This is a genomic window from Tolypothrix sp. FACHB-123 (assembly GCF_014697075.1).
GTDB lineage: Bacteria > Cyanobacteriota > Cyanobacteriia > Cyanobacteriales > Nostocaceae > Aulosira.
Window position 1 is genome coordinate 43,600 of sequence record NZ_JACJRE010000024.1, and the last position, 26,556, is coordinate 70,155.

General features: G+C 42.1%; 16 protein-coding genes. 12 read left to right on the forward strand and 4 right to left on the reverse strand.

The window, feature by feature from the left end; genetic code table 11:
• Nucleotides 1–46: 46 nt before the first annotated feature.
• The 3 genes from H6G41_RS17145 (at nt 47) to H6G41_RS17155 (ending at nt 2,496) form a co-directional block, all read left to right on the forward strand.
• A complete protein-coding gene (locus H6G41_RS17145; protein ID WP_190747392.1) occupies nt 47–694 on the forward strand; it encodes a histidine phosphatase family protein in 648 nt (215 codons plus the stop codon).
• A gap of 98 nt (nt 695–792) precedes the next feature.
• Nucleotides 793–1,845, forward strand: coding sequence for a glucokinase (locus tag H6G41_RS17150; protein ID WP_190747393.1), 1,053 nt, complete (start codon nt 793–795; stop codon nt 1,843–1,845).
• 42 nt (nt 1,846–1,887) lie between these two features.
• A complete protein-coding gene (locus H6G41_RS17155; protein ID WP_190747394.1) occupies nt 1,888–2,496 on the forward strand; it encodes a hypothetical protein in 609 nt (202 codons plus the stop codon).
• A gap of 89 nt (nt 2,497–2,585) precedes the next feature.
• Here H6G41_RS17155 and H6G41_RS17160 read toward each other — a convergent pair whose 3' ends face one another.
• Nucleotides 2,586–7,307: a PAS domain S-box protein gene (locus tag H6G41_RS17160; protein ID WP_190747395.1), complete on the reverse strand. Its 4,722-nt coding sequence runs from the start codon at nt 7,305–7,307 to the stop codon at nt 2,586–2,588.
• Between the two features lie 905 nt (nt 7,308–8,212).
• Here H6G41_RS17160 and H6G41_RS17165 point away from each other — a divergent pair.
• On the forward strand, nt 8,213–9,898 hold the full coding sequence (locus tag H6G41_RS17165; protein WP_190747396.1) for an alpha/beta hydrolase: 1,686 nt from the start codon (nt 8,213–8,215) through the stop codon (nt 9,896–9,898).
• A 652-nt stretch (nt 9,899–10,550) separates the two neighbouring features.
• On the opposite strand, the gene H6G41_RS17170 is transcribed toward H6G41_RS17165, so the two are convergent.
• Entirely contained in the window at nt 10,551–11,120 is a 570-nt protein-coding gene (locus H6G41_RS17170; protein WP_190747397.1) for a hypothetical protein, read from the reverse strand.
• A gap of 555 nt (nt 11,121–11,675) precedes the next feature.
• Between H6G41_RS17170 and H6G41_RS17175 the strand changes: the two genes are divergently transcribed.
• The 3 genes from H6G41_RS17175 (at nt 11,676) to H6G41_RS36000 (ending at nt 16,156) form a co-directional block, all read left to right on the forward strand.
• The gene (locus H6G41_RS17175; RefSeq protein ID WP_190747398.1) at nt 11,676–12,560 is read left to right on the forward strand and encodes an SDR family oxidoreductase; all 885 of its coding nucleotides are present in this window, start codon (nt 11,676–11,678) and stop codon (nt 12,558–12,560) included.
• Nucleotides 12,561–12,923: 363 nt separating this feature from the next.
• Nucleotides 12,924–14,426 (forward strand): glycosyl hydrolase family 57, encoded by a 1,503-nt coding sequence (locus H6G41_RS17180; RefSeq protein ID WP_190747438.1) that lies wholly within the window; start codon nt 12,924–12,926, stop codon nt 14,424–14,426.
• 218 nt (nt 14,427–14,644) lie between these two features.
• Complete coding sequence (locus tag H6G41_RS36000; RefSeq protein WP_306790434.1) at nt 14,645–16,156, forward strand: DUF2808 domain-containing protein; 1,512 nt, start codon at nt 14,645–14,647, stop codon at nt 16,154–16,156.
• 67 nt (nt 16,157–16,223) lie between these two features.
• Here H6G41_RS36000 and H6G41_RS17190 read toward each other — a convergent pair whose 3' ends face one another.
• Nucleotides 16,224–17,582: a sensor histidine kinase gene (locus H6G41_RS17190; protein WP_190747399.1), complete on the reverse strand. Its 1,359-nt coding sequence runs from the start codon at nt 17,580–17,582 to the stop codon at nt 16,224–16,226.
• A gap of 507 nt (nt 17,583–18,089) precedes the next feature.
• Here H6G41_RS17190 and H6G41_RS17195 point away from each other — a divergent pair.
• The 4 genes from H6G41_RS17195 (at nt 18,090) to H6G41_RS17210 (ending at nt 23,819) form a co-directional block, all read left to right on the forward strand.
• Nucleotides 18,090–19,145, forward strand: a complete 1,056-nt coding sequence (locus H6G41_RS17195) for a permease (RefSeq protein WP_190747400.1) — start codon at nt 18,090–18,092, stop codon at nt 19,143–19,145.
• 284 nt (nt 19,146–19,429) lie between these two features.
• The gene (locus H6G41_RS17200; RefSeq protein ID WP_190747401.1) at nt 19,430–20,203 is read left to right on the forward strand and encodes a TIGR03943 family putative permease subunit; all 774 of its coding nucleotides are present in this window, start codon (nt 19,430–19,432) and stop codon (nt 20,201–20,203) included.
• An 80-nt stretch (nt 20,204–20,283) separates the two neighbouring features.
• Entirely contained in the window at nt 20,284–21,777 is a 1,494-nt protein-coding gene (locus H6G41_RS17205) for a hypothetical protein (protein WP_190747402.1), read from the forward strand.
• A gap of 506 nt (nt 21,778–22,283) precedes the next feature.
• Nucleotides 22,284–23,819 carry a hypothetical protein gene (locus H6G41_RS17210; RefSeq protein ID WP_190747403.1) on the forward strand — a complete coding sequence of 512 codons (1,536 nt, stop codon included), beginning with the start codon at nt 22,284–22,286 and terminating at the stop codon, nt 23,817–23,819.
• A 65-nt stretch (nt 23,820–23,884) separates the two neighbouring features.
• Here H6G41_RS17210 and H6G41_RS17215 read toward each other — a convergent pair whose 3' ends face one another.
• Entirely contained in the window at nt 23,885–26,017 is a 2,133-nt protein-coding gene (locus tag H6G41_RS17215) for an NAD(P)/FAD-dependent oxidoreductase (protein ID WP_190747404.1), read from the reverse strand.
• A gap of 160 nt (nt 26,018–26,177) precedes the next feature.
• Here H6G41_RS17215 and H6G41_RS17220 point away from each other — a divergent pair, with 160 nt between their 5' ends.
• Nucleotides 26,178–26,411: a hypothetical protein gene (locus tag H6G41_RS17220; RefSeq protein WP_096645671.1), complete on the forward strand. Its 234-nt coding sequence runs from the start codon at nt 26,178–26,180 to the stop codon at nt 26,409–26,411.
• Nucleotides 26,412–26,556: the final 145 nt, after the last annotated feature.

Consider the following 26,556-nt stretch of genomic DNA (forward strand, 5'->3'; position numbering starts at 1 on the left):
GTATCTACTGCTGTAGCGAATTGTATTCGCCTGAACAATTAAAGTCATGAGTCAAATCATCTGGATCGCTAGACACGCCAACCGCCTCGACTTTGTCAACCCCGATTGGTTTCTGACTGCTGAACGACGCTACGATCCACCTTTATCAGAGGATGGTTTCATGCAAGCAAAACAGCTAGCAAATCGCCTAAAAGCAGAGAAAATCAGCCATATTTTTGCTTCTCCGTTTCTGCGCACAGTGCAAACAGCGAATGCTGTGGCTGAAGCCTTAGATTTACCGATTAATTTAGAAACGGGTTTAAGTGAATGGCTAAATCCGGCTTGGATGACAGAAGAACCAGAAAGGCTGTCAACGCCAGCATTAGCAGAGTTATTTCCCAGAATAGATATCAGCTATACTGCACGCATTGCCGCTAAATATCCTGAAACCCAAGAACAAGTCAGGGGACGTTCTGGACAAACAGCTAGATGTTTAGCCACTGAATTCTACCCGCAGAATATTCTATTAGTAGGACATGGCGCTTCTGTACTAGGTGCGGCGATGGGATTAGTCGGAGAAGTGGCAAAAATGGAAGTGAAGGCTTCTTTATGTTCTTTAGTCAAAGTCGTGTTGCAAGACTCCGAATGGTTACTAGAACTTAAGGGAGATACTTCTCATCTAGTTGAGGTAGAGGAGGTAGTTCGATTTGTTTAAATCTCTGATAGATCTGATAGAGATTTTAAATCTTGGCTTCCGCTAATCTAGATACATTGCTATGTACTGAGAAAGTCACTTTATTACTTATAAATTTTATGACATTACTACTAGCGGGAGATATAGGTGGGACAAAAACTATTCTGCGGTTAACGGAAACCACAGATTCAGCAAAGTTAAATGAAACCTCAGACTCACATCTGTTACGCAATATTTATGAGGAGAGTTTTCACAGCCAGGACTTTCCTGATTTAGTACCGATAGTCAAACAGTTTTTAGCGAAAGCTAAGGCTGGAAAACCACAAAAAGCTTGCTTTGCGATCGCAGGCCCGGTAGTGAACAATACTGCTAAGCTGACTAATTTAGCTTGGTATTTAGATAGCGAGCGTCTACAACAAGAATTGGAAATTGCTTCTGTTTCCCTAATTAATGACTTTGCTGCGGTTGGTCATGGGATTTTCGGCTTAAACCATAAACATCTATTAACGTTACAACCAGGTAAACCCAAAGCTGAAGCACCTATTGCGATTATTGGTGCGGGGACTGGCTTAGGACAAGGATTTTTAATCAAGCAAGGAGAACAGTATCAAGTATTTCCTTCCGAAGGCGGACATGCTGATTTTGCAGCGCGTACCGAGTTAGAGTTTCGGCTGATGAAATACCTGATGGATAAACATGATATTCAGCGTGTTTCTGTAGAAAGAGTCGTATCTGGTCAGGGAATCATCTCGATTTACCAATTTTTGCGCGATCAAAAAATTGCGGCGGAATCACCAGATATTGCCCATGTTGTGAGAATTTGGGAACAAGAGGCGGGAAAGCTAGAGAAAAGCGTCGATCCGAATGCGATTATTGGTACTGCTGCACTCCAAGGACGCGATCGCCTCTGCGAACAAACTATGCAGCTATTTGTCGAACTTTACGGAGCTGAAGCGGGAAATCTTGCCATTAAACTTTTACCTTATGGTGGATTATATATTGCTGGTGGTATCGCTCCCAAAATATTGCCGTTAATGCAAGCCGGTAGTTTCTTATTAAACTTCACCCAAAAAGGCAGGATGCGTTCTCTCCTCGAAGAAATACCGGTGTATATTATTCTCAACCAACAAGTCGGGCTAATTGGTGCTGCTTTGTATGCTGCTAGGTTATAACAGCTAGCATCGGTGATATTAGCATCATCAAAAGCAAAATCTATGACAATTAAACTTTTATTGCCCTTACTTGCTGCCACGCTTGTATGTAGCAGTTCTTTACTGGTAGAAGCAGCTCAAGCGAAACCAAAAGTTACTCCTACTCCTGCGAAGGCTAAGGTTACGCAACCAGTCCAGCCAAAATGGCAGTTATTTACTGGCCCCGATGGACGATTTAGTGTTTTAATGCCTGGAATACCCCAAAGGAATACTCAAACCCAAAAAACCTACATGGGGGAAATCAATGTAGAACTATTTATCACTCAACCACCAAAACAGGAAGTAGCTTATGTAGTGGCTTACAATGATTTTCCTTACAGTTATGGTCAAATGGCTAATCCCCAAACAGTCCTGAATAATGCCAGAGATATTGCTTTAAAGACCACAAAAAGCAATTTAATTAGACAGCGAGATATTCGCAGTACTAATGGTCATCCTGGCAAAGAAATTGAGTATGTTGATGCTGGGGGTAAATTTACTAAAAATAGAATGTATTTTGCCCAAGGGCGTTTGTATCAAGTAATGGCTGTGACGACAAGAAAACAACGTCAATCTTTAGCTAAAACCATCAATGGTTATTTAAATTCCTTTAATGTGGTTTTAAAAGCTTGAAGACATTTCTCAGCTTTGAATGTACATTCAAAGCTGAGACTGGGCATGGGGCATAGGAAGGTCAGTAATCTCCAATTACGCCAACTTACTTAATTTTTGGTCAGTGCAATAACTGCTTGAACTAATTTTTCTGGATCTAGTGGCTTGGTGACATGTTTTTGATAGCCACTGTTTAAGGCGCGCTGGCGATCGTCAACTCTGGCATAGGCAGTTAAGGCGATCGCGGGAATTTGTCCGCCCTTTTGGGGTGGTAGAGCACGAATTTGTTGAATTAGGGTATAACCATCTACATCGGGCATCCCAATGTCACTAACTATGACATCTGGTTGGAAAAACTCTAGGGTTGCTAGCACTTCCGCAGCAGAGTTAACTGTGACAACTTCTGCACCTTGTTGGCTAAGTAATACTGTTAACAACTCACGGGCATCGCTGTCATCATCAACTGCGAGGACGCGAATTCCGGTTAAATCAAGTATTTCTGCCAAAAATTGCTCTGGTTGCGGAATTTCTGGAAGTCCCTTAAGTAGGGGCAAGCAGACAGTAAAAGTTGCCCCTAAACCGATACCTGGACTGTCAGCTTTGATGATCCCGCCGTGAGCTTCAACTAATTGCCGGACGATCGCCAAACCCAACCCTAATCCTCCATACTTGCGCGTGATCGAAGCATCTTCCTGGCGGAAAGATTCAAACAGGTGGGGCAGAAAGTCTGGACTAATGCCTTTGCCTGTATCTTTGATGATAATTTCTGCGCGATCGCCTACTTTTTGTAATTCAATGTCTACCCGCCCACCATTAGGGGTAAATTTGACGGCATTAGAAAGCAAATTCCAGACAATTTGCTGTAAGCGGGCAGCATCTGCTGATACTTGCCCAATATCGGGTAATTGGGTCTGAATTGAGATAGATTTAGCTGTGGCTGCTGTTGTCACTGTATCAATTGCCGCAGCAATGATAAAAGATAAATTCACCGATGTTAGATTGAGGCTGAGTTTACCACGAAGAATTTTGGCAACATCAAGCAGATCGTCAATTAATTGCGTCTGTAATTTGACATTGCGTTCAATCGTAGCCAGGGCTTCAGCAGTTTTGCTTTGATCTAACTTGCGCGATTGCAGTAATTTTGTCCAGCCGAGAATGGGGTTGAGAGGCGATCGCAATTCATGGGAAAGTACGGCGAGAAATTCATCTTTGATGCGGTTGGCGCGTTCGGCGGCTTCTCTTGCGGCTTGTTCTTGCTGAAATAGTTGTTCGCGTTCGGCTTCGGCGCGTTTTTGTTCAGTAATATCTAATACCGTACCAATAAAGCGTAGGGGATGACCCGCAGGGTCAAAATAGGCTTGCCCTTTGGCTTTAACCCAGCGTTCAATGCCATCATGAATCCCGATTGTTCGGTATTCTACATCATAGTTACCGCTACTGGCTGGGTTGAGGGCGTCTTGTACTACTCGTTCCAAGCGATCGCGATCTTCTGGATGCAGTCCGGCATAAAATACCTCCAAGCTAGTTTCTGCTTCTGGGGGTAAACCAAACATGGCTTTACAGCCTGCATCCCAGATGAGTTGATTGGTGCTGAGGTTTAAATCCCAAGTGCCTAATTGAGCAGATTCAATGGCCATCCGCAAACGGTCTTCACTTTGACGCAGGGCGGCTTCTGAGCATTTGCGATCGGTAATGTCAGCCAAGACACCGGGAAAGGCAATGGCTTTGCCATTGGCATCATATTCTACTCGTCCTCGCGCGATTACCCAGCGTTCTTGGCCATCGGCATTGATAATGCGGTACTCAGCTACATAATCTTCTCTATAGACAATGGCGCGTTTAATGGCAGCGGTGACTAGGGGCAGATCTTCTGGATGAATGGCGTTGAGAAATTGCTCGACTGGTAAACCAGCTATGGCAGTTTCGGGATCGACACCGAATAGGTGGGCGGAACTGCGATCTGTGAAGACCAAATTTTCTGAAATTTGCCAACGCCAAGTGTAAATTAAACCTGCCGTCAAAGCGGCTTCTAGTTGAATATAAACTTCTTGCAGGGCAATTTCGGTTTGCCGCAAATCGGTAATGTCAGTATTAGTGCCAAACCACTGCAAAACTTGCCCCTGTTCGTTATACACAGGAATAGCACGGGAGAGAAACCAGCGATATTGTCCATCTTTACCCCGTAGGGGAAAAGTATCTTCCCAGATTTCCCCTGTTTCCATCGCCTGACGAAATTTTTGCACTACCCGCTCAACATGTTCGGGGTGATGGACTTTTTGCCAACCCCAACCGGTCATTTCTGCCAGGGTTGTACCAGTGTAGTCATACCAGCGTTGGTTATACCAGAAAATCGCTCCGTTCGCGTCTGCCATCCAGGCAAACTGAGAAATGTTATCTGCCAAGGTACGGAAGCGGGCTTCGCTGGCTGCGAGTTCCTGTTTTGCTTGGGTGAGATGGGTAACATCCATCACTGCTACCCCTACCCCAATTACTTCGCCATTGGATAAACACACAGGATAGTGATTGGCGATTGTATGCCGAAACACACCCGGCCTGACTTCACCACTAAACTCCAGATTGAGAACTGGCTGTTGAGTTTCCATGACCTCAAGGAGCAAGGGCGCAAACTGGGGTGCCATCTGTGGTACAACATCCCATAAAGTTTTTCCTAAATGCTCGCTTAAGGGTAAGCCATTAATTTTAGCGAGGGCTTCGTTAGCATAAAGAAAGCGTAGTTGGCGATCAAACAAAACTAAAACAGTGGGGGAAGCAGCGATAAATGCTTGGAGAATGGCTTGGCTGCGTTCGTGGTTAGCAATCTCCTCGATTAATTTTTGTTCTAATTGCTTCTGGTGGTCAATATCTGTAATTGTGCCAATCCAACCGGTGATTTTACCTTGGCTATCCCTGGTAGGCACTCCCCGACTAATGAACCAATGATACACACCATCAACACGACGGATGCGGTATTCCATTTCAAAGGTTTGGCCGTTGGCTACTGACTGACGCCATTTTTCTAAAGTGTGATCGCGTTCTTTGGGGTGAACTGTATTGACGCCCTCTACTCCCATTGACTCGGCTGGAGTCAAGCCTGTGTAATCATACCAACGTTGATTCCAGTAGTTCACTGCCCCTGTAACATCGGCTGTCCACACCATTTGCGGCATTGCTTCCGCCAACTCTTGATAACGTTGCTGGCTGGCTTTGAGCGCAGCTGCGGTTTGGTGACGTTCGGTAATATCGACAAAAGCACCAATACAACCCCGGATTTGCTGCTGTTCATCTCGTAAAGGAGTGGCATAAGCTAACATCTGACAGACTGTACCATCAGCCAGCAGAATTTCAAATTCGGCATCGCGCACATCTACACCTAATCTGGCAGCCATTTGCATCGGTAAATCGGCGGCTGCTACTTCCTGTCCATTGCGGAATGTGCGGTAGGGTGGTTGCTCCTGGGGTGGCGCACTTTTCGAGACGTTCCTTCCACCACTCACACCAAGCAATTGACGCAGATAGGCATTACTTTGCATTTGCAAACAGTCAGGATCTGTGGCGATCGCAATTCCCACAGGTATGATCTCGAACAGGGTTTGCAGTTCTGATACCCGATTGGCCAAGTCGTGATTTAATTGTTGAATTACTGCCTCAGCTTGTTTTTGCTCGGTTAAGTCTATGGCAAAGGCAATATGGTCATTCTCACCATCTAACCATTGAGTTGCACTGATCCAAATGGGCACCCTGGTTCCGTCTCGACGCAGCAGTTCTTTCTCATGGGGTGGGAGAAAGCCTTGGTGGCGTAGTTGCGCCATTACTGGCTCAGTTTGTCCAGAAAGTTCTGGCGGGATAAACTCATGCCAATTCATTCCCTGTTGGGCAAACTCTTGCCTGGTGTAGCCGTGTAGTTCTAGCATGGCATCGTTAATTACTTTGACTTCCCCTGTAGCTGAGCCAATAGCAATGCCAATGGGAGCTGTCTCGATCAGCCTTTGTATTTTTTTTTGCTGTTGTTGTAGATTTTTCAGTGAAAAGCGCAATTCTAACTCTAAACGTTTGCGATCGCTAATATCGCGCCAGGAAGCCACAAAACCATCATTCAATTTGGATGCGCGAATATCATAAGCCCGCACTAGCCGTCTATCGCCATAAATATCTTCGTGGATGAGTGAGTCTTTAATTAACGGTTCTCCGGTTGCTACTAGCTGACAATATTCTTCAAACAATCCCGATGTGCGATGACCTGGGAATAGTTCACATAAACCCCGGCCAATCTGCATTTCTTTCGCCATCTGGTTGTTTTCACAAGCCGCCGCATTGAGGTAATCAATCCGAAAATCTACTATTTCGCCAGCATCATCGCGGATAGCGGAGAAAATCCCAAAGCAGTCGAGCATATTCTCTACAGAAGTTTGAAATTGCTCTTGGCTGCGTTGAAATTCTCGTTTTAATTCAGCATTGACGATCGCACTGCGCATGGCTTGGCGCAAATCATCAGGCGTCATTTTCTCTCTCACTAAATAATCCGCCGCCCCGGTTTTAAAGGCGCGCACCACCATCTCTGCATCACCATCATCAATTACCACAATCGGCGGACAGCGATCGCCCATTTGTGCTTGCAGTTGAGCGATCGCATTTATACTATCAGCATGGGGCGAGGTCAGTGCTAAGAGAATGCCGTCAATTAATTGCGATCCCCACTGTACCCCAATTTGCTGACTATAATTCTGTGTGATAATTTTGTATGCCAAACTCCCATCTTGCTGTAATTGATGCTCGTAATCGCGATCGCTTTCATCCGCATCAATAATTACAATCACAGTCCGGTGAGTTAACATACTTACCTAATTCCTCTAGTCTTAAAAAATTTCCAGCTATCGGGTTACAGGTTTTGTGGCAGATTAACTTAATTAAGCCAGTGCGTGTCTAAATTGCATAACTACTAATATGGGCTGTTAACTTTTGAGTGTTCACTGTCAACGGTCAACGGTCAACGGTCAACGGTCAACAGCCCTGACGATGGATTGTGCAACTTAAAAGCAGAATAACTTAATTATCCTTGATCCCATTAACTTGGTTGGCGATCGCGCAAATACTTTTCTACAATAGCTTGACTACCAGGACTGCTGGCGGTTGCTTTAACCCAAGAGCTAGTTTTTTAGTTTTGAAGTCTCATTGAAAATACATTGCTTGTTAACTACCTTCAGCTTTGGATTTTATAGGCAATGCTATATACAATCAAATCTCTCTAAAGACATAAGGGATTGGGTATTTTATTGGCAAAATTTTTACATACATTAAAAATGTCTCGTTTCATCCATAACGTAAAAAACTGCCAAATTTATCTGAATGCAACTAACTTTTGCAATATATAAATTAATATATAAATTGTTTAATACAGTCCTAGCAGCGCCCTAATAACGATTATCTGCTATTTGATTGACGAAAACTTATAGGAGTAAGTAATCTAGTTAAGATAAAAATAATTAACCCTAGCTGCAAAACGATAAAAGCCGATATTTATTCACCGCAAATTACTATGGTCGCATACTTAACTTCTTTAAAAAATTAAGTAATTTTTATCTCTAAATACTTGATAAGTGTTATCTATCCTATTAGATATATGTGTAAAAATATTCCATTTGATATATCTAAATAAGTAAATAGGAAAGCGGTACAGATCCCGCCCTGCTTTCCTCAGCGTCCAAGTTTGTCTGGACGGGTTAGACAGCGGGTTTTGCTGATGAAAAAATTGCTGAAATACCTCAGTTTAGGTATATTATCTACGATTTTGACGGCGACCCCTGGATTGGGCGCTGAGCGGATTAGTTTTTTTTACCCTCCCTTTGGAGAATTTTATTTATCGGCCGAATCCCTGGAAAAGTTTGCCAAAGAAGGCAAAATCAATAATGAATTAGCATTTTATGCCAGCCGTGCGACTCCTCAACAACTAGCGCAATTGCGACAACTATTGCAACAAAAATTTGATATTAGTCCAGTTTTAGTGTCCCAGTTTACCTACTCACCTTTAGGTGAAGCGGTGGTGCGACGTTTAGGAGAACTAGTACTGACAGAATCTCGCCAAAATGGTTTTTATGCCATCCGCGCCGCTTTAATTCTCTCAGCTGCTTCTCCCGAAGGGTTAACTGTTGTCAATTTATTGCGTAAGTATCCTAGCGAAAGTTTGCGGTTGAATTTTGCTGAGGGGCTACAGATAGTTAATAGCTTGGTAGAGTTGGGTAGAGCTAAGGATCAAATTGTGGCATTGATCCAACAACAGACGATCGCTCAAACTAATAATGCCACAGTTAACTTTGCCCAACAGCCAGATTTGCGATCGCCCGGAAACTTCCCCTTCCAAATCACCAGCCTTAAACTTAACGACAATTCCCGCGATCGCAGTTTACCCGTAGATATTTATTTACCGCAAGCATCAGCAGCCACCACAGGAAATATTAAACCGCCTTTTCCTTTAGTTGTGATTTCGCATGGCGTTGCTTCCGACCGTTATGCTTTTATTTACTTAGCTGAACATTTAGCATCTCATGGATTTGCCGTTGCTGTCTTAGAACACCCTGGTAGTAACGCCGAACGCTTTCAGTTATATTTTGCTGGCTTAGCAGGGCCGCCAGAAGCCCAAGAATTTCTCAACCGACCTCTAGATGTTAAATTCGTACTCGATCGACTCCAGCAATTAGATAAAACCGATCCCAACCTCCGAGGTAAACTAAATTTCCAACAAGTCGGCGCGATTGGTCATTCCTTCGGTGGTTATACCGTCATGGCTTTAGCTGGAGGGAAAATTAACTTTGATAAACTGCGCCGCGATTGCAATCCCAATCGCACCTTGAATGTTTCCGTATTTTTGCAATGTCGCGCCTATGAGTTACCTGTAGCCAATTATCCCTTACAAGACGAGCGCATTAAAGCTGTGATGGCGATTAATCCCATTGATAGTTCAGTTTTAGGTGAAGCAGGCGTTAGTCAAATTAAAGTGCCAACAATGTTAGTAGCTGGTAGCGAAGATATCTTTGCCCCACCCATAGCTGAACAAATTTACCCCTTTACTTGGTTACCCAATCCCAATAAATACTTAGTTGTTATTCAAAATGCTACACATTTTAGCGCGATCGCAGAACCCACAGCTAACAATAATGTCTTACCAGTACCAGAGGCGTTACTGGGGCCCAACCGTGCGCCTGCTTATTCCTATATCAAAGCTTTAAGCCTAGCTTTCTTACAAACCCATCTTTTAAATCGTAGTGAATCCCGCAGCTACTTACAACCAGCTTACGCTCAATATATTAGTCAAAGTCCACTTAATCTCAGTCTGATACAGTCCTTAACACCAGAACAGCTAAAACAAGCGCTCAATGGCTTAAATCCCCAACCAACCACACCAGCACCGAAGTCTACACCGTCCCCCTAAACGCGATCCAAGACCCGTGACAATGGGATTGATAAGTTTAGTTTAGAGCTTATTTAGTTTGATATAAGCATTAGTTGAAATGATCGAAGCATTCATAAGTTTAGTTTAAAGCTAATTTAGTTTGACATAAGCATTAGTTGAAATGATCGAAGCATTCATAAGTTTAGTTTAAAGCTAATTTAGTTTGCCATAAGCATTAGTTGAAATGATCGAAGCATTCATAAGTTTAGTTTAAAGCTAATTTAGTTTGCCATAAGCATTAGTTGAAATGATCGAAGCATTTGTAAGTTTGGTTGAAAGCTACTTTAGTTTGACACAAGCATTAGTTGAAACGATCAAAGCATTTGTAAGTTTGGTTGCAAGCTAATTGAGTTTGACACAAGCATTTGTACAAGCGATCGCAGCGCAAACCTGTTGACTGTCGATTAAAGCGTTAGGGGAAGCAGTCTCGATGAAAAAATTTCATTACCATATACAAAACAAAGACAAGGAAGATTAGGAATCCTTCCTTCTACCTCCTGCCTTATTTTCAAGTCAGCCCCTCATGAGAAAAACCCACAACCAAACATGAAAATCTCGCTTTCCCATGCCCAATGCCCAATGCCCAATGCCCAATGCCCAATGCCCAATGCCCAATGCCCAATGCCCATTTTCAAGCTAGCAGGTAAAACTTGATGTATGCACTCCAATAAAATAGATTGACGGCTATTAATAGTCCTTTATGCAAGTATGAGCGCATAGTAAGAAATAGATAAATGCTGGCGATTAACACTAAAGAAATCTCTACGAAAGCGACGATCCCCGCGTAATGTCGGCGATCCCAGTAGGAAATCGGGCTAATAAAACGGTAATCGCTAAAGGGAAAAAAGTGCCGATGGGCATCGTTGTTATGCACAGGTAAATCTAAAAGTGAGTGCAGTACCATACTGATAAACCCAACTTCTATCACTTGCCAATTCACAAAATGGGCAATGATTACCCCAATTATGGCTAAAGGTATGGAGTGGAAAGTACTGATAATATTTTGCCAAAAGGGCTGATAGTAAACTTCTGACCAAATTTGATGTGATGGTAAACGATAGACAAACTTCATCAAGAAAAAGAACACAAATATGGGCACATCAGGCAAAATTGCACCAATAAAAATTGCGTGACTTGCTTGATTTCGCATATTCTGGCTGAAAAATACCAGGTTGAGAATTGCATGGCTAGGAGTATTCATCACCTAAATTTAGTAGATTTGCTGACGACGATCGCTAGTGAAATGTTTCCCAAATTCTCTGTACGGTTAATATCTAAGTAATCAAGCAAATTGTTACAAATGTAGCTAAATCGCTGAATTCAGGGAATTAAGCCAGCAGTTTTTACCGATTGTCAAGAAATTTTTATATTAGTGAGGCAGTATTAATAAAAACTTATCCCAAAAATTTTGCCTATATATATACTATTTGTAAACAAGTATTAAGAAATGCTTATTAATAAATGTTGCCATAACTTGATGAAATTGTTAACGTGTGTATGACAGCGTTGTGGTTAATGCTTGGATTAAGGAGATAAAAAAACCTATGAGCTATATCCATGCAGCCAATTGTACAAAGTCGTAATTGTCAAACACCAAGGGAGACATTTCTGCAGTTGGGAGGCTGACTATAAGGGATTTGTAGATTAACTCAGAAATCTCTCCTGGTAAAAGTTTTGATGTCAAAAATCATAAATAAATCGTCTTACCCTCCGGATGCGAGAACGCGGTAAGACTCAAGATTTTGGAGGTAAACTCATGAAGATTCAAGGTAAGGTAGCCCTGATTACCGGGGCTTCCCGTGGAATTGGGCGGGCGATCGCGCTCGAATTAGCCCAACAAGGTATCAAGCGCGTGATACTATTGGCACGCGATCGCCAAAAATTAGCCGCAGTCGCCGAAGAAATCGAAGCTATCGGCACAGCAGCCACCATCGTACCCATAGATTTAACCCAAGCTATTGAGGTAAATATTGCTGTAGCTCAACTATGGCGCAATCATGGCCCCATTCATCTACTAGTTAATTGTGCCGGAGTCGCTTACCAAACTCCCTTTCTCCAATCGAAACTTCCCCAAATTCAAGAAGAAATCTCCCTAAATCTATTAGGGATGTATAACCTCACAAGTCTGGTAGCAAGACGCATGGCGAACCATAGACAAGGGACAATCGTCAACGTCTCCAGCTTGATGGGAAAAATTGCTGCACCCACAATGGCGACTTATTCAGCCACCAAGTTCGCCATTTTAGGATTTACTCAAGCCTTACGCCAGGAACTAGCACCTTACAATATTCAAGTGCAAGCATTGCTACCTTCCCTCACAGACACAGACATGGTCAAAGGCTTCCAATTATTTCGCTGGGTAATTCCCATGACACCCCAAGAAGTCGCCCAAACCTTTGTCGCAGGCTTACAGAGAGACTCACCAGAAATTTTAGTAGGATGGCAAAGTCATCTCGCTATATGGTGTCAACGCCTGACACCTTGGTTACTAGAACCAATTTTACAAATAGCTAGTCCCCCAGCCTTCAAACCCAGACAGCCGCAAAATATCTTCAGTGCGATCGCGCAAAAACTCAGCCTGATCACCAGAGAATTACTCATATCCCGAAATATGGTATCTTTCGTATCCGCCCGCAAGTAACATAAGTAGGGGCACAACAAAGCTATTCTGCTTTTAAGTTGCACAATCTATCGTGAAGGCTGTTGACCGTTGAGCGTTGACAGTCAACAACCCTTATTAGTAGTTATGCAATTCAGATCCACGTTAGCCTATGTTGTGCCCACAATATCTCTCTTCTCTCTGTGTACTCTGCGCCTCTGCGGTTCAATCAATTATTTTTTAACCGCAGAGAACACAGCGAAAAGTCTGAGCGGAGGTTTCCTCCGCTCAGAACTTTTCAAGACAGAGAACGCAGAGGAAAACAGATTTGATGATCTCCTCTTGGCGCTCTTGGCGTCTTGGCGGTTAAATCATAAAACCAACCTCATCGCGGAGCCACCAGAAATGCTGAAATTACCCGATAATCTCCCAATTATCCCCGAAATCATCGATGGACTCCCCAATATTTCTGGTTGGGAAACAGAGGTTCTTTCCGTAGTCAACCACAACTCACCCATATTTTTACCAAAAACCAACCTAAACTTAGATAATATTCACGCCGGATTTGCGATCGCCTTACACATGCACCAGCCAACCATCCCCGCTGGCTATGATGGCGGACTAATCAGCAATCTGCAATATATGTTTGAACATCAAGGCGAAGGTGATAACCACAACGCCGCGCCTTTTGCCTATTGTTACAGCCGCATGGGCGATTTTATTCCCGAACTTGTCGAGCAAGGTTGCAATCCCCGCATCATGCTGGATTACTCTGGTAATCTTTTTTGGGGACTCAGACAAATGGGACGCAATGATATTATCGATAACCTCAAACGCATCACTTGCGATCCCACCTATCAACCTTATGTAGAATGGTTGGGGACAATGTGGAGTCATGCCGTAATTCCATCCACACCCATAGCAGATATTAAATTACAAATATTGGCATGGCAGCAACACTTCGCTGCAATTTTTGGTTGGGAAGCATTAGCACGAGTCAAAGGCTTTTCTCCCCCAGAAATGCACCTACCAAATCATCCCGATACTTTATTTGCCTTTGTCAAAGCACTAAAAGAATGTGGCTACAAATGGCTATTAGTGCAAGAACATTCTGTAGAAACAATTAGCGGACAACCTCTAAGTTATAAACATTTACCACATCGTTTAATTGCTCGTAATTCCCTAGGTGAAACAATTAGTATCACCGCCTTAATTAAAACCCAAGGTTCAGATACTAAATTAGTCGCTCAGATGCAACCTTACTATGAAGCCAAAACTCTTGCTAAACAACAATTAAGTAATCTATCAATACCACCAATTGTCAGTCAGATTGGCGATGGAGAAAACGGCGGCGTCATGATGAATGAATTTCCCAGTGCTTTTAAACAAGCTTGGGGAGATATGGTAAATCATGGTGGCGGAAAAACAGGCGTAGTCGGATTTTGTGGCACAGAATATTTAGAATTAATTGAAGCTGCTGGCTGCAAACCAGAAGAATATACAGCTTGTCAGCCCATAGGACAACATTATATCTGGGAGCGAGTTGCACCAGATAATATCCAACCAGAAGCCGTTGAAAATGCAATTTTAGAATTAAAACAAACTAACCCTAATTTCCACATGGATGGAGCCTCATGGACTAATCATATTAGTTGGATTAAGGGCTATGAAAATGTCTTATCTCCTATGTATGAATTAAGTAGTTCATTTCACGATCGGGTCGATAAGTTATTAGTTGATTCTCCAACTGCACTATCTCTGACTAAACAAGATAATTATCGCCAGTTACTATTACTTAATCTTCTATTACAAACTAGCTGTTTTCGCTATTGGGGACAGGGTACTTGGACTGATTACGCCAAAGAAATTTATCGTCGTGGTGAAAATTTATTGTCAGATAAATTGTAAATGTTCCCAACTTTAGGGGTGGGGTTTACCTGCTTTGATGATTTATACGTTTCTTAAACGCAAAGGTACGCTAAGGTTAACGCATTCGCCCTTAGGCGTTCCCGCAGGGTAGGTACGCAGAGTTTTTGCGGAAATTAGGATTCTTGTAAAAGGTATATTGATATGATTAAGGGTAAAATCACCAAATTTACTTTTAATCTTCAGAAAGAAATAACATTATGTTCAGGCAAAGGTGGCTGACTGGTTTAGGAATAACGCTAATATTTTTACCATTCGCTAGCGTTTATATAGGAGAAAAATATCTTAATATTTCTTTGTTAGCTACTGCAACAGCAGTTAAGATACCAAAAATTACAAGTAAGTTAACAAATATTAATCAAAATTTCCTGCTGAATTACAAGCAAAAAAACTTACTTGCACAAAATAATTCTAATATTCAACGCCAATATCGCACAGCATTGGTCATCGGTAATTCTAATTATAAATTAGCGACAGAATTAAACAACCCTATCAATGATGCAAACGCGATCGCTAACTCCCTACGCCAATTAGGCTTTGATGTCACACTGCTCAAGGATGCAGATTTGCGACAAATGGAACAGTCTATTGAAGATTTTAATCGCAAGTTGCGTCAGGGGGGAACAGGACTATTTTACTTTGCTGGACATGGAACCCAAGTAGATGGCGAAAATTATTTAATTCCTATAGATGCGCGTTTAGAACGAGAACAGGATGTGCGATATGAAACTTTACCTTTGGGCAAAGTTCTTAATATTATGGAAGATGCAGCTAATGATGTAAATATTATTATTTTAGATGCTTGTCGTAATAATCCCTTTGGCAGAAAATGGCGTTCTGTTTCAGGAGGTTTAGCCGCACCAACGCAAAGTGTTAAAGGTACTTTAATTGCTTATGCAACTTCGCCGGGTAAAGTTGCTTTAGATGGCAAAGGTAATAATAGTCCTTATACTACAGCTTTATTGCGCCACATTAAAACTCCTAATTTAGATGTGGAGCAAATGTTTAAGCAAGTACGTGCAGATGTGGTACAAGAAACCAAAGGTAAACAAACACCTTGGGAATCTTCCTCACTTATTGGTCAATTTGCTTTCAATTTCAAATCTAATGATAGTAGTAATTCTAGTAATAATGTAGCTACTACAGTCACTCAACCATCACCAATTCCTTCACCAATTCCTTCACCAATTCCTTCACCAATTCCTTCAGTTACACCAGCAGTTACTAAACCCTTACCAACTCCATCACCAGTTAACTCGCAAAAAATCACATATTTTACCCAACCTCCACGTTTAGTAAAAACTTCGACTAGCTACAATCGAGTCAATGAAGCAGCCGCAGTTTACTACTTTACAATTAACTTACCTGATAATTCTGGTGAGCCATTGGCAAAAATTACGATTCAACAACGACAAAGTGTAGAATCTATTCGCTTTAACCTAGATAAGAGTTTTGCCTATGAAGGTACATATTCGCGAGAAGGACAGAAGTTTGCCTTAAAAGATATTAACAGCGATCAAAAAACGCAAACTGTAACCCTAACTTTTAATCCCCCAATATCACCTGGTAAAGATATTACCATTGCTTTAAAACCAACACAAAATCCTCAAATTAGCGGGGTTTATCTTTTTGGGGTGACAGCATTTCCCCCAGGGGAGAAACCCCACGGACAGTTTCTCGGTTTTGGGAGATTACAAATTTATCCTATCTAGTTTAATTCGTAATTCGTAATTCGTAATTCGTAATTAATAGAGGGGAATGATATTTTCAAGAGATTCATTAAAGTAAAGGTAATAAGATTTCAAATTCTGTACCTTTACCAAGTTGCGATCGCAAATTTAATTTACCACCATGTTTAGCAGTAATAATGCGATAACTAACAGCTAAACTAGTTGCCTTATCAACCCTTTTTTCTGTAGAAAAAGATTCAATAATTTGCTGTTGTAAATCTAAAGACATACCAAGTCCATTGTCAGCAATACAAATACAAACCCAGCGAGAATCAGGCGCTTGTTCTTTAACTGCTACTTGAGAAATAATTTTGGTAGTAATTTCAATACGCGGTTTTTCTTTAAAATTGGCATTTTCTGGATGTAATTGATGGCGTACAACTTCATTCAACAAATTATCTATAGATTCTGTAAACAAATTCATGAAAACTTGGCTAAGTTGCCCCATAAAGCAATAAACTGGTGGCAAGTGACCATAGTTTTTAACTATTTCAATTTCTCCTTGAATCCGGCTGTTAATTAACAAGACAATACTATCTAAACAAGCGTGTAAATCTCCTGGTTTAGGATAAACCTCATCAATATGACAGAAATTTTGTAAACTAGTGACGAGTTTTTTTAATCTTTCCGCACCAGTCCGGATACTAGCTAGTGCTTTTGATAAATCTTCTTCTAAAAAATCAAATTCAATTTCTTCTTTGAAATTACTAATGTAATTGGAAGTAGGAGATAACTCTCGATCGTAAGCGGCTATGAGTTTGAGTAAATCCTGACTATAGCTAGAGACATAAGTTAAGTTACCCCAAATAAAACTCACAGGGTCTAAAATTTCGTGGGCGACTCCATCTACCAATCGTCCCAAACTCGCCATTTTATCATTTTGGATCATTTGGGTTTGGCTGCGTTCATAGCGTACTTGCGTTTCAATACCGCGAATTTGCCAAGATACAAGATTTAGTTCCGAGATATCTAACAACTTATAACTATCAGGTGCAGTTTCTACCACCACAGGTTCAGCGACAAGTTCCGGCGATCGCCTCAACGTCAGTTGCATCGCTGTTAAAATTGGTGTTGTCTCCGGCAACTGCAAAATAGGTATTTTGACATAGCTGTAAAGCATCGCCAGCGGTTCCCGGAAAAATAATTCCTTTCCATAGGGACGAATCCAAAATTCCAGCAATCGCCGCCGTGAAATCATCCCGATAAATTTCCCCTGTTCTCGTAAAATTGCACCAGGGAGCAAAGGGTATTTTTCAAAAATCCGTGCAACTTCCATCGCTGTACAGCTAAGTTCCACTTGAAAGTCGTACATTGACAGTTCTTGGAGAGTTGACTCTAAACCGAGATCGCGATCGCTACCCTGAGATAAAACTGGTGGTGATATTTGGTAACTGAAATCTTGTGACACTGGAAACTCGGAAATTGTATAAAAACTAGCAACTGATAAGTTATCATTTTAGCCCCTGCTCATCTTAGTTCAATACCTAGCTTGAGCTATCGATTATCAACGCTAGGGAACCTATAATGTTAAATCTTTGCCTAATAGCTAGATTTAGTCATAAAAATTGCCATAAACCCACACTCTTGGAGATCGCCGACTGCTCAAATTTCCCAATGTTTAAAAACTGTGAACTAAATCGGATTCTTATAGTACAGTAGGTGGTTACCCTAAATAATTGGAACCATTTATCAACTTCGATATTCTTAAGAATGGTAATAGTCAGTAAATTCACTCAAGTAAACATAACTATATTTGAGTATCTATGGATTTCTTGTGTGGAAGCGCTAATATAAATCCCATATCTAGTTTTGGTCAAAATGAGCTTAAATTATCCTTATCTGCTTTTGATCCCCATTCCGATAAAATGACTAGGCATAACTTAAAAACTCCAAACCGCTTTTGACTGCGACACTCATGAATCAACTGAACAATGGTTTTACGATATTTCTAAGTCTGCTAGTCGAGGCGATGCCTTTCTTGCTTCTAGGAGTGTTATTCTCCAGCGTGCTGCTGTTTTTTGTAGATGAGCGCAAACTGGTAGAAAAAATGCCCAGAAATCCATTACTAGGAGCTTTGGTTGGTAGCACAATCGGCTTTTTGTTTCCGGTGTGTGAGTGCGGTAATGTGCCGGTAGCACGGCGCTTACTGATGCAGGGAGTACCCACACCAGTAGCAATTGGTTTTTTGCTAGCAGCACCAACAATTAATCCAATTGTCATTTGGTCAACTTGGTCAGCATTTCGCGATCAGCCGGAAATAGTGGTATTGCGCGTCATCTTTTCTTTAGCGATCGCCACAATTATCGGTTACATATTCAGCTTTCAAAAAGACTTGAGTCCGATTGTTCAACCAGCGATCGCCCGTTACCTCAAGTTTAATCCGCCAGCGCCGCCAGAAACCACAAGCCGGGGGCGACGTTCGCCAACACAACAGAACAGCAAAAATTCTGGTTTATTGAAATCTGGAACTTATATCCTCGGTGGCAGATCCGGTATCACCACCAGAATCGATAATAATTTAATCCCCACAACCGCCCCATCATCTCCTAGCCAAAAACCCCTACCCGATAAATTACGGTTGTTATTAGATAACCTCGTCCAGGAATTACGGGAATTAGGCGCAGTCATGGTTATAGGAAGTGCGATCGCCGCAGCTATCCAAGTACTAGCACCCAGAGAATTAATTTTAAGTCTAGGCGCAGGCCCCATTAGCTCAATTGTCGCCATGCTGGTATTAGCAGCAGTAGTATCAATCTGTTCAACAGTTGATTCATTTTTTGCCCTATCTTTTGCTTCTACTTTTACCAGCGGTTCCTTGTTAGCTTTCCTCGTCTTTGGCCCCATGATTGACATCAAAGGTGTAGGTTTGATGTTATCAATTTTCAAACCTAAGGCTTTATTTTATTTATTCGCTTTAGCTGCATTATTAGCTTTCTTATTCACCCTGTTTTTGAATTTGCACATCATGTAAATCAATTAGTCATTAGTCATTGGTCATTGGTCATTGGTCATTAGTCAATATTCCAATAATCAAGTACAAATTGTGAGCGGAATATTTAGTCATACAAGCAAAGCATTATGGCTCAAGCATCATCAATTTTTAGGACAACTGACAACACCTCTTGTAGCTCTGGGTGCATCGCTGAGAACTGACAACTGACCCTTACGAGTTCGGCAGTTGCTACAAGTCGGGGAACCCGCCCAACACACTGCCTCACAACTGACAACTGACAATTGATAATTGACTCTTTACCCATGAAATCTAAACCTAAATCTAAACTTAGCAATCCCTTAGCACCTTGGCTAGATGTTATCGCTATTACAGCTTGGGGAATTTTAATCTTAAAATACTGGGTCACAGGCAAGCTAAATTTGTTAATTCATCCCGATTATTTTGGATTAGCAATTGCTGGTGGTATAGGCTTGCTAATTATCGGTTTTTTCAAAGCCAAGCAAGTTTGGCGACAGCGCCGCCAAGATAATAATGTCAGCAACCCGATGCATATTAATGTATTTCCGCCTGGCTGGGGTGCGACTTTGTTATTAATTACGGCGATTTTAGGTTTTATGATTACACCGCAAGTTTTCGCCAGTGATAAAGCACTCCAGCGTGGTGTCACCATTGATTCCTTGGGAAGTTCGCGCCTCAAACCCCAAGCATTTCGCACTACAGTTCGTCCAGAAGAGCGATCGCTTGTAGACTGGGTACGCACCCTGAATGTCTATCCCGAACCAGACTCATATACAGGACAAAAAGTCAAGGTGCAGGGATTTGTTATCCAACCCCCAGAGTTAGGAAAAGAATATATTTTCTTAGCTAGATTCGTTTTAAGTTGTTGTGCTGCGGATGCTTATCCTGTAGGCTTACCCGTCAAACTCCAAGCCGAACAAGAACGCTATGCAGCAGATACTTGGCTAGAAATCGAAGGACAAATGATCACAGAAACCCTTTCTGGAAAACGCCAACTCACCATCGCCGCTAGTTCCTTGAAAAAGATTCCCCAACCCAAAAATCCCTATGACTATTAGTCAGTGCTCATTAGTCATTAGTCATTAGTTTTCAACACAGGATATAGGACAACTGACAACTAACAACTGACACCTAACAGATGACTAATTCTAAATCATTTATTCAACCAATAGATCGAGTAGCGATCGCCTTTATGCTGGTGCTGAGTTTACTAATTGGTTTACTCATCTGGCATGGTGATGGCGTCAAATCGCGAGTCCGCAACTTTACCTGGGAAAATCAGCAAATAGGCTCGGAAGATTTATCCTTTTCCTTGACTTTTAGTCGGCCAATGGAACCGACAAGTGTAGAAGAAAACTTAAAAATCGATCCGCCCCTAGCAGGAAAAATCAGTTGGGCAGGGCGACGCATGGTATATACACTTTTGACCCCAGCGCCCTATGGTACTAATTATAAAGTCCAGTTAGAGACAGCCACAGATAAATTTTCCCAAAAAGAAGGTAAAAAGGGAGGAATACAGCCCTTTACAGGTAACTTTCGGACACGCGATCGCGCTATCCTTTATATAGGAGTCAATCCAGAAGAAAAAGGGCGGTTAATTCTCTATAACTTAACCCAAGAACAAAAAAAGATACTGACTCCCAAAGATTTAATTGTTATGGACTTTGAGCCATTTCCCGATGGCGATAAAATTGTCTTTTCAGCTCGCACTAATACAAATCCAGACTTACTTTCGTCTCAGTTATACACAGTTACCACAGGTATTTCTAATAACCCTGATAAAAAAGCCCAACCACCAGGTAAAGTTGACCTAATTTTAGATAGTAAAGAATACCAAAACCTGAAATTTGACTTATCCCCAGATGGAAAAACCATAGTCATTCAGCGCGGCAAAAGATCCAATCCTGGCGAATTTGGGCTGTGGATAATGTCACCAACTAGCGACAAACCTGGAGAACAACCCACTGCTAAACCCCTAAAAAGCCAGCCTGGGGGAGACTTTATGATTACACCAGACAGTAAAGCTGTAGCCATTGCTCAAGGACAGGGGGCAGCAATTGTCTCTCTAGAGGGAGATACTAACAAACCTTTAGACTTTCTACCACAGTTTGGTTTAGTCCAAGCTTTCTCGAAAGACGGCGCGCAAGCAGCAATGGTAAAATTTAATACAGATTACACGCGAGATTTATTTTTAGTCACCAACCAAGGCGTTCAAAAACCCTTGTTAAAAACCACCGGATCAATTCTTAACTGTCAATTCGATCCAGCTTCGCCTACCCTTTACTGTTTGCTAACCCAGTTAGTCTCTAAAGAAGAATATATAGAACAGCCTTATTTAGTCGCAATTGATCTAAAAACAGCACAACAAAAACCACTGTTACTATTGCCCATTGAACAGCGCAACGTCCAAATGAGCCTATCTCCAGATGGTTTAGGCTTATTATTTGACCAAGTAGTAGCCCAGCCACTTAATGCACCATCTGCCAATGTATTAAAAACTGACGATGGAGCGTCAATTAATAGTAGTAGCCTATGGTTAATGCCCTTACTGCCCATCGCTGACACCACTACTGCCCAAATTAAGCCAGAGAAGCTTCCCCTAGATGGATTTGCCCCTTATTGGTTACCGTAAGACAACAAGGACAAGGGAGACAAGGAAGACAATAAATAACTATTGACAACTGAGAACTGACAACTGACAACTGACAATTTGTCATACCACTTGCGTCTGAGGGTAGGGTGTTTGCTAAATTAGATACAGTGCTAACGCTTCCCTTGTGATGAGTTTCCGCCTATAACTGACTACTAATAACTATTTGATTAAAATCAAGCAAGAAAGCACCTAAAACCCGCATCTACGCTAGATTACGCCCTCATTCGCATATTGGCGGAGAATAACTTCATAATGTTATAACGTCATCAGTTATAGATGCAAAATGGGGAATACTGAATCAATGATTAACTACTCATCCTGGAGGAGGGCTACCCTTGGTTTTTAGAGTGACTCTCCCCACGGCTCAAACCAGGGGCTTGTCAGGTTTCCCCGAGCTACTTGCGTCAAACCCGATTCGGACACTGTCGATAAGCAATGCTAACGCCAGCACTGCTGAACATTCTTAAGCAGGTGGGTCAAGAGTGATGAATGAAGCTGAACCCTCAAACAATGGGGCTTTTATTGAATCCTTAAATTCTGCTAATTCGCCACAAGTTGAGCAGGCGAGTTGTCCGTTTTATTCTGTTGTCCCGCATGAGAATGTGGTAATTCGGCAATTACCACTTCTTCAGCCAGCAAAAGACGAACAGCCCGAAATTCAAGTCCAGGATATCCCTGAAGATGCAACCAAGCAGGACTGGGTAGTTGAACCAGATTTAGACAAACAAGTATTGGTAGATTCTGAATTTCAGAAACTGCTGACATTGAATGAGGAATTGCGTTCTGCTAATGATGGCTTGTATGAGCAGATAGAAAAGCTCCAAAATGACCTAGCTGCGTCAGATAAGGTGATACAGTGGCAAAAAAGACGAGCTAGCGTCACTGAGTCCATGCTTAACCAACAAACTCAGGAACTCACCGCAGCTCAAGAACAAATCAAATCTTTATTCCAAGAATTAGAAGCTGCTGTGCAAAACGTTCAGCGCCAAGAACTTTGCATTGAAACATATAAAGCACAGCTACAAATTAGTCAACAACGTCTCGCCCAGTTAGAACGGGAATGTTCCCTGCTGCAAACTAACTACAGCGAACAATCTCAGCAACTATTGCAATCAGAAAATTCCTGTCGCGAATTGCGTACCAGGCTGATGCGGCAACAACGCCAGACTCTACAATTTAAAGCAGCTCTGGAAAAATGTTTAGAAACTCCTGTTCCTGGTGATGATTCCTTAGATGATGCTGCAACTCCTAAGCGGGAGAAAATTACTAAGCAATCCAGATTTGCCAAAAAAGCTCGGTCTTTGTTCCCCAACGCGCAGCCAATTAAGCCTTGGTCAGCAGAAACAGATGCTTTGACTGATAATTTAGATAGTTCTTGGAGAGAATCAGCTTCAACTCCTGCTACTCCATCTTCCCCTTGGGATTGGTCAGACAAAGAAGAACAGCTAAAATCAGCAAAATCAGATATTTCTTTAAATTCATCACCTATCATTGATGATTCTTTAGCTACACCAGAAGTAGTTTCATATGTGGGAACTCCGAACATTGATGAGCAAATTGATAATCTCATGCAAATGTTCTTTAATGCCCAACCTGCATCTTCATCTTCTGTGTCTAAAATGGACAAAGATTTAGACAGCAATCAAGCTGATGTATCTGTTTGGGATACTTCTGCAACTACGATTACGGATGATGAATCAGAAGAAACTTTACCGGAAAGCAATACCCCTATTAGTTGGGTAGTAAATAACGCCACTGCATCAGCTAATCATTTACCGCTATCTCCGGCTGCGGCGATTGTACAAACAACCGAGCCAGCAGAAAATGAAGACTATTGGTCAGATATTTCCCAAGTTAATCAGGTGAATTTGTCTTTGTCAGATATAGCAGCAGACGCATCTGGTAACTCTACTACCGACGATAAATCACCTTCACCAGTAGTTTATCCCAAACGTCCACCAAAGGGGCGCAAGTCTTTAGCGTCTGTAGAGTTACCAAATTTCCGTCAGAATAAGAGTTAACAGCCAACAGTCATTAGTCATTAGTCATTAGTAAAAACAACTGACAACTGACAACTGACAACTGACTAATTCAAAATTTGCGCTTCTGAGTTTTGCATTGCTTCTTCTGGGTTAATATTAGCTATTTGATTAGGCGATCGCGGTTTGCCTGTGATAATAGCGTAGTTAATGGCTAATAGTCTTAACCACAATCCGGGATAGCGGGGTTCTAGCCAAGGTTCTATTTGATTGAGAAAGCGCTCAAACCAGCCACTCAGCAATGCACTCACAAGGGCATAACCACCAAAGTTAAGATAATTACTTACCCATCTGAGTAAATCTTTAGGCCCGGCTAGTTCCCAAATCCACAATAATAATGCTGGGTTTTTCTTGGCGGCTTTAATGGCGAGGCGATTAAAGGTGAACCAGTCGCAACGGTCTTTAATGAAATTATCTGCGACTTCTGGGGGTTCGTCGGCTAATAGCCCAAAGAAGGTATTCAACATGGCGTTGATTCTTTGGGGTGGTAAAAATTTACCTGTGGGAACCATCATCCCTTTGGAAAATAGCCAGGTGATAGATACGTTACTTTGGTAGGCGCGAATTTGGTTGAGGTGGCGAAAACTTAAGAGATTATGCTTGAGGGCGATATCTAAAAGTTTAGTAAGGCGTTCTAGGTTGCGTACCAGGGAACCAAAGCCAGTAAATACCAACGGTGACTGTAACGATGCAGCATCACCGATCGCAATTAATCTATCAAAAGCTATGGTGCGATCGCTACTGCTGACGCTAAAATGTCCGGGAATATAGCCAAAGGTGGGTTTTTTCCACACCAAATTATCTACATCACAGCGCCGATATTCTGGCAAAATCGTGAAAAAGTCCTCGTACATCTCTAACAAGGAACCGGGATTTTGCGGATGGACTTCGTGATAATGAAACAAATAAATTGTTAATTCTTCGCCAATTCCGGGGAATAATTCCCAAATTAGTTGTCTGCCGCGAGAAATATCGCCGTGGCTATACAGAACGTCGCCATACTGGGAATCCCAAACTTGGGGTTCAAATCCCTTGTCTATGACCGCCCCTACTGTTGGACAGACGCTATCAAAAGCGCGACCGCCATTTAATTGCCAAGCAATGGGGGAAGCTGTACCCATCGCATCCACTAGCAACCTCCCAGTTACACGTTTCTCAGATTGGCTGGGTAAATGCTTGACATTAACTTCAACTTGTGATAAATAAATATCTGCGCACAGAAACTCTGTTTCATCCCAGATTTCACCACCTGCGGCACGGAGCTTTTGCCCGCACATTTGCAGCCATTTATCGGAGTCAAGAGCGATATTCAGCACTGTGGGAGTATGTAAAACAGGCGATCGCAATCTCACCGGATTATTGGCATCAAAAAATTTATTGAAACCGTCTTTGTACTCACGAGCGATAACGGTTTCTAGCTCGCTACTTGTCACTAAACCGAGATTAATTAAGCTTTGCAGTTCATCACGAGAAATATTCCATTCTCGATTCATTCGTCCAAAAGGCATTCGCTCTATCAGTAGCACTTTATAGCCTAATTTCGCCATCACTGCGGCATGAATGGCTCCTAATGCACCACCGATATAGATGATGTCGTAGGTGGCGGATGAGGACGCTGCGGGGACGCGAGGACGCGGGGACGCGGAGAGTTTTTTCTCGGTGTCTTTTCTAAAAACCACTTGACGGGGTTGTTGGGGATTGCGTACACCCTCACGCCATCGTTGCTCCCACCAATAAGCCCTGGTTAAATCGTATTCCCCATTGGGCATTTTCTGGAAATACTTTACCGTTTGGGGGTAATAGGGTGCTAAAGCCGCAAATATTGATTGTTGGGATAAATCAATAGCTGGGGGTTCAGGATATTTATAAGGAAAGCTGTTTCTGATATCCACAGTCAGGCGTTGTAAAATTTGTCCTTCTTGGGGAAAGGGCTGATTTCCCCAACGGAAGACTTTTACATAGGTAGTACGCTGCACCGACCAAACAAATATGGAAAGTTCTCTCGGTAAATTTTCGGAAATAGCGGCCTCAGCATTTGTAGTTTCAGCAGTTACTCTGAGGCGAAATCCGTCAGGAGTGATTATTTTTTCACCAGTTCCCGGTTGAAATTCTGTTTGCAGCCAACTGCAAACAGATTGTGTATCTGAAGTCGGAATTTCTAAATAAAGTAGTTCTTTCATGGTTTTCTGACATCTCCGCTAAATCTACTCACTAAGACAGATTTCAAGAAGGTATGAAATACGCTAAACTCCGCCCTATCAGTTACATAAAGATTTGGTGAAGAAAGTTTAATAATTTATCAAACTTATTGTTCATTCTGAATTTCTGTAAACCCACGCCATGAATTATCCCATCCCAGACAGCCCCCAAGATATTGTTGCCCTGCAACAAAGACCTGTTGATGAAGAATTGGTTGCATCTGCGATCGCCGGAGTCATTAAAATTGTCCGCGCTCAAGGTCAATCCTTGGAAGAATTAACCGCCCAGGTGCTAGCTGATGACCACATGCTGGATCAACAGCAGCGACGCTGGCTGAGTAAATTGGTTGCTCAAGCCTGGGATAGTTTCTCATAACAGCAGTGCGAGTAAAAATAAGTAGCTATATTTCGTGTTTCCCCAAATTGCCAATCGGATTTATTTGGTGTGGGAAGTAAAATGATGCTTGATTGAGATTGGCAATTACGCTGCTGTTAATAGAAATAATTCTGGGCAGCTAAAA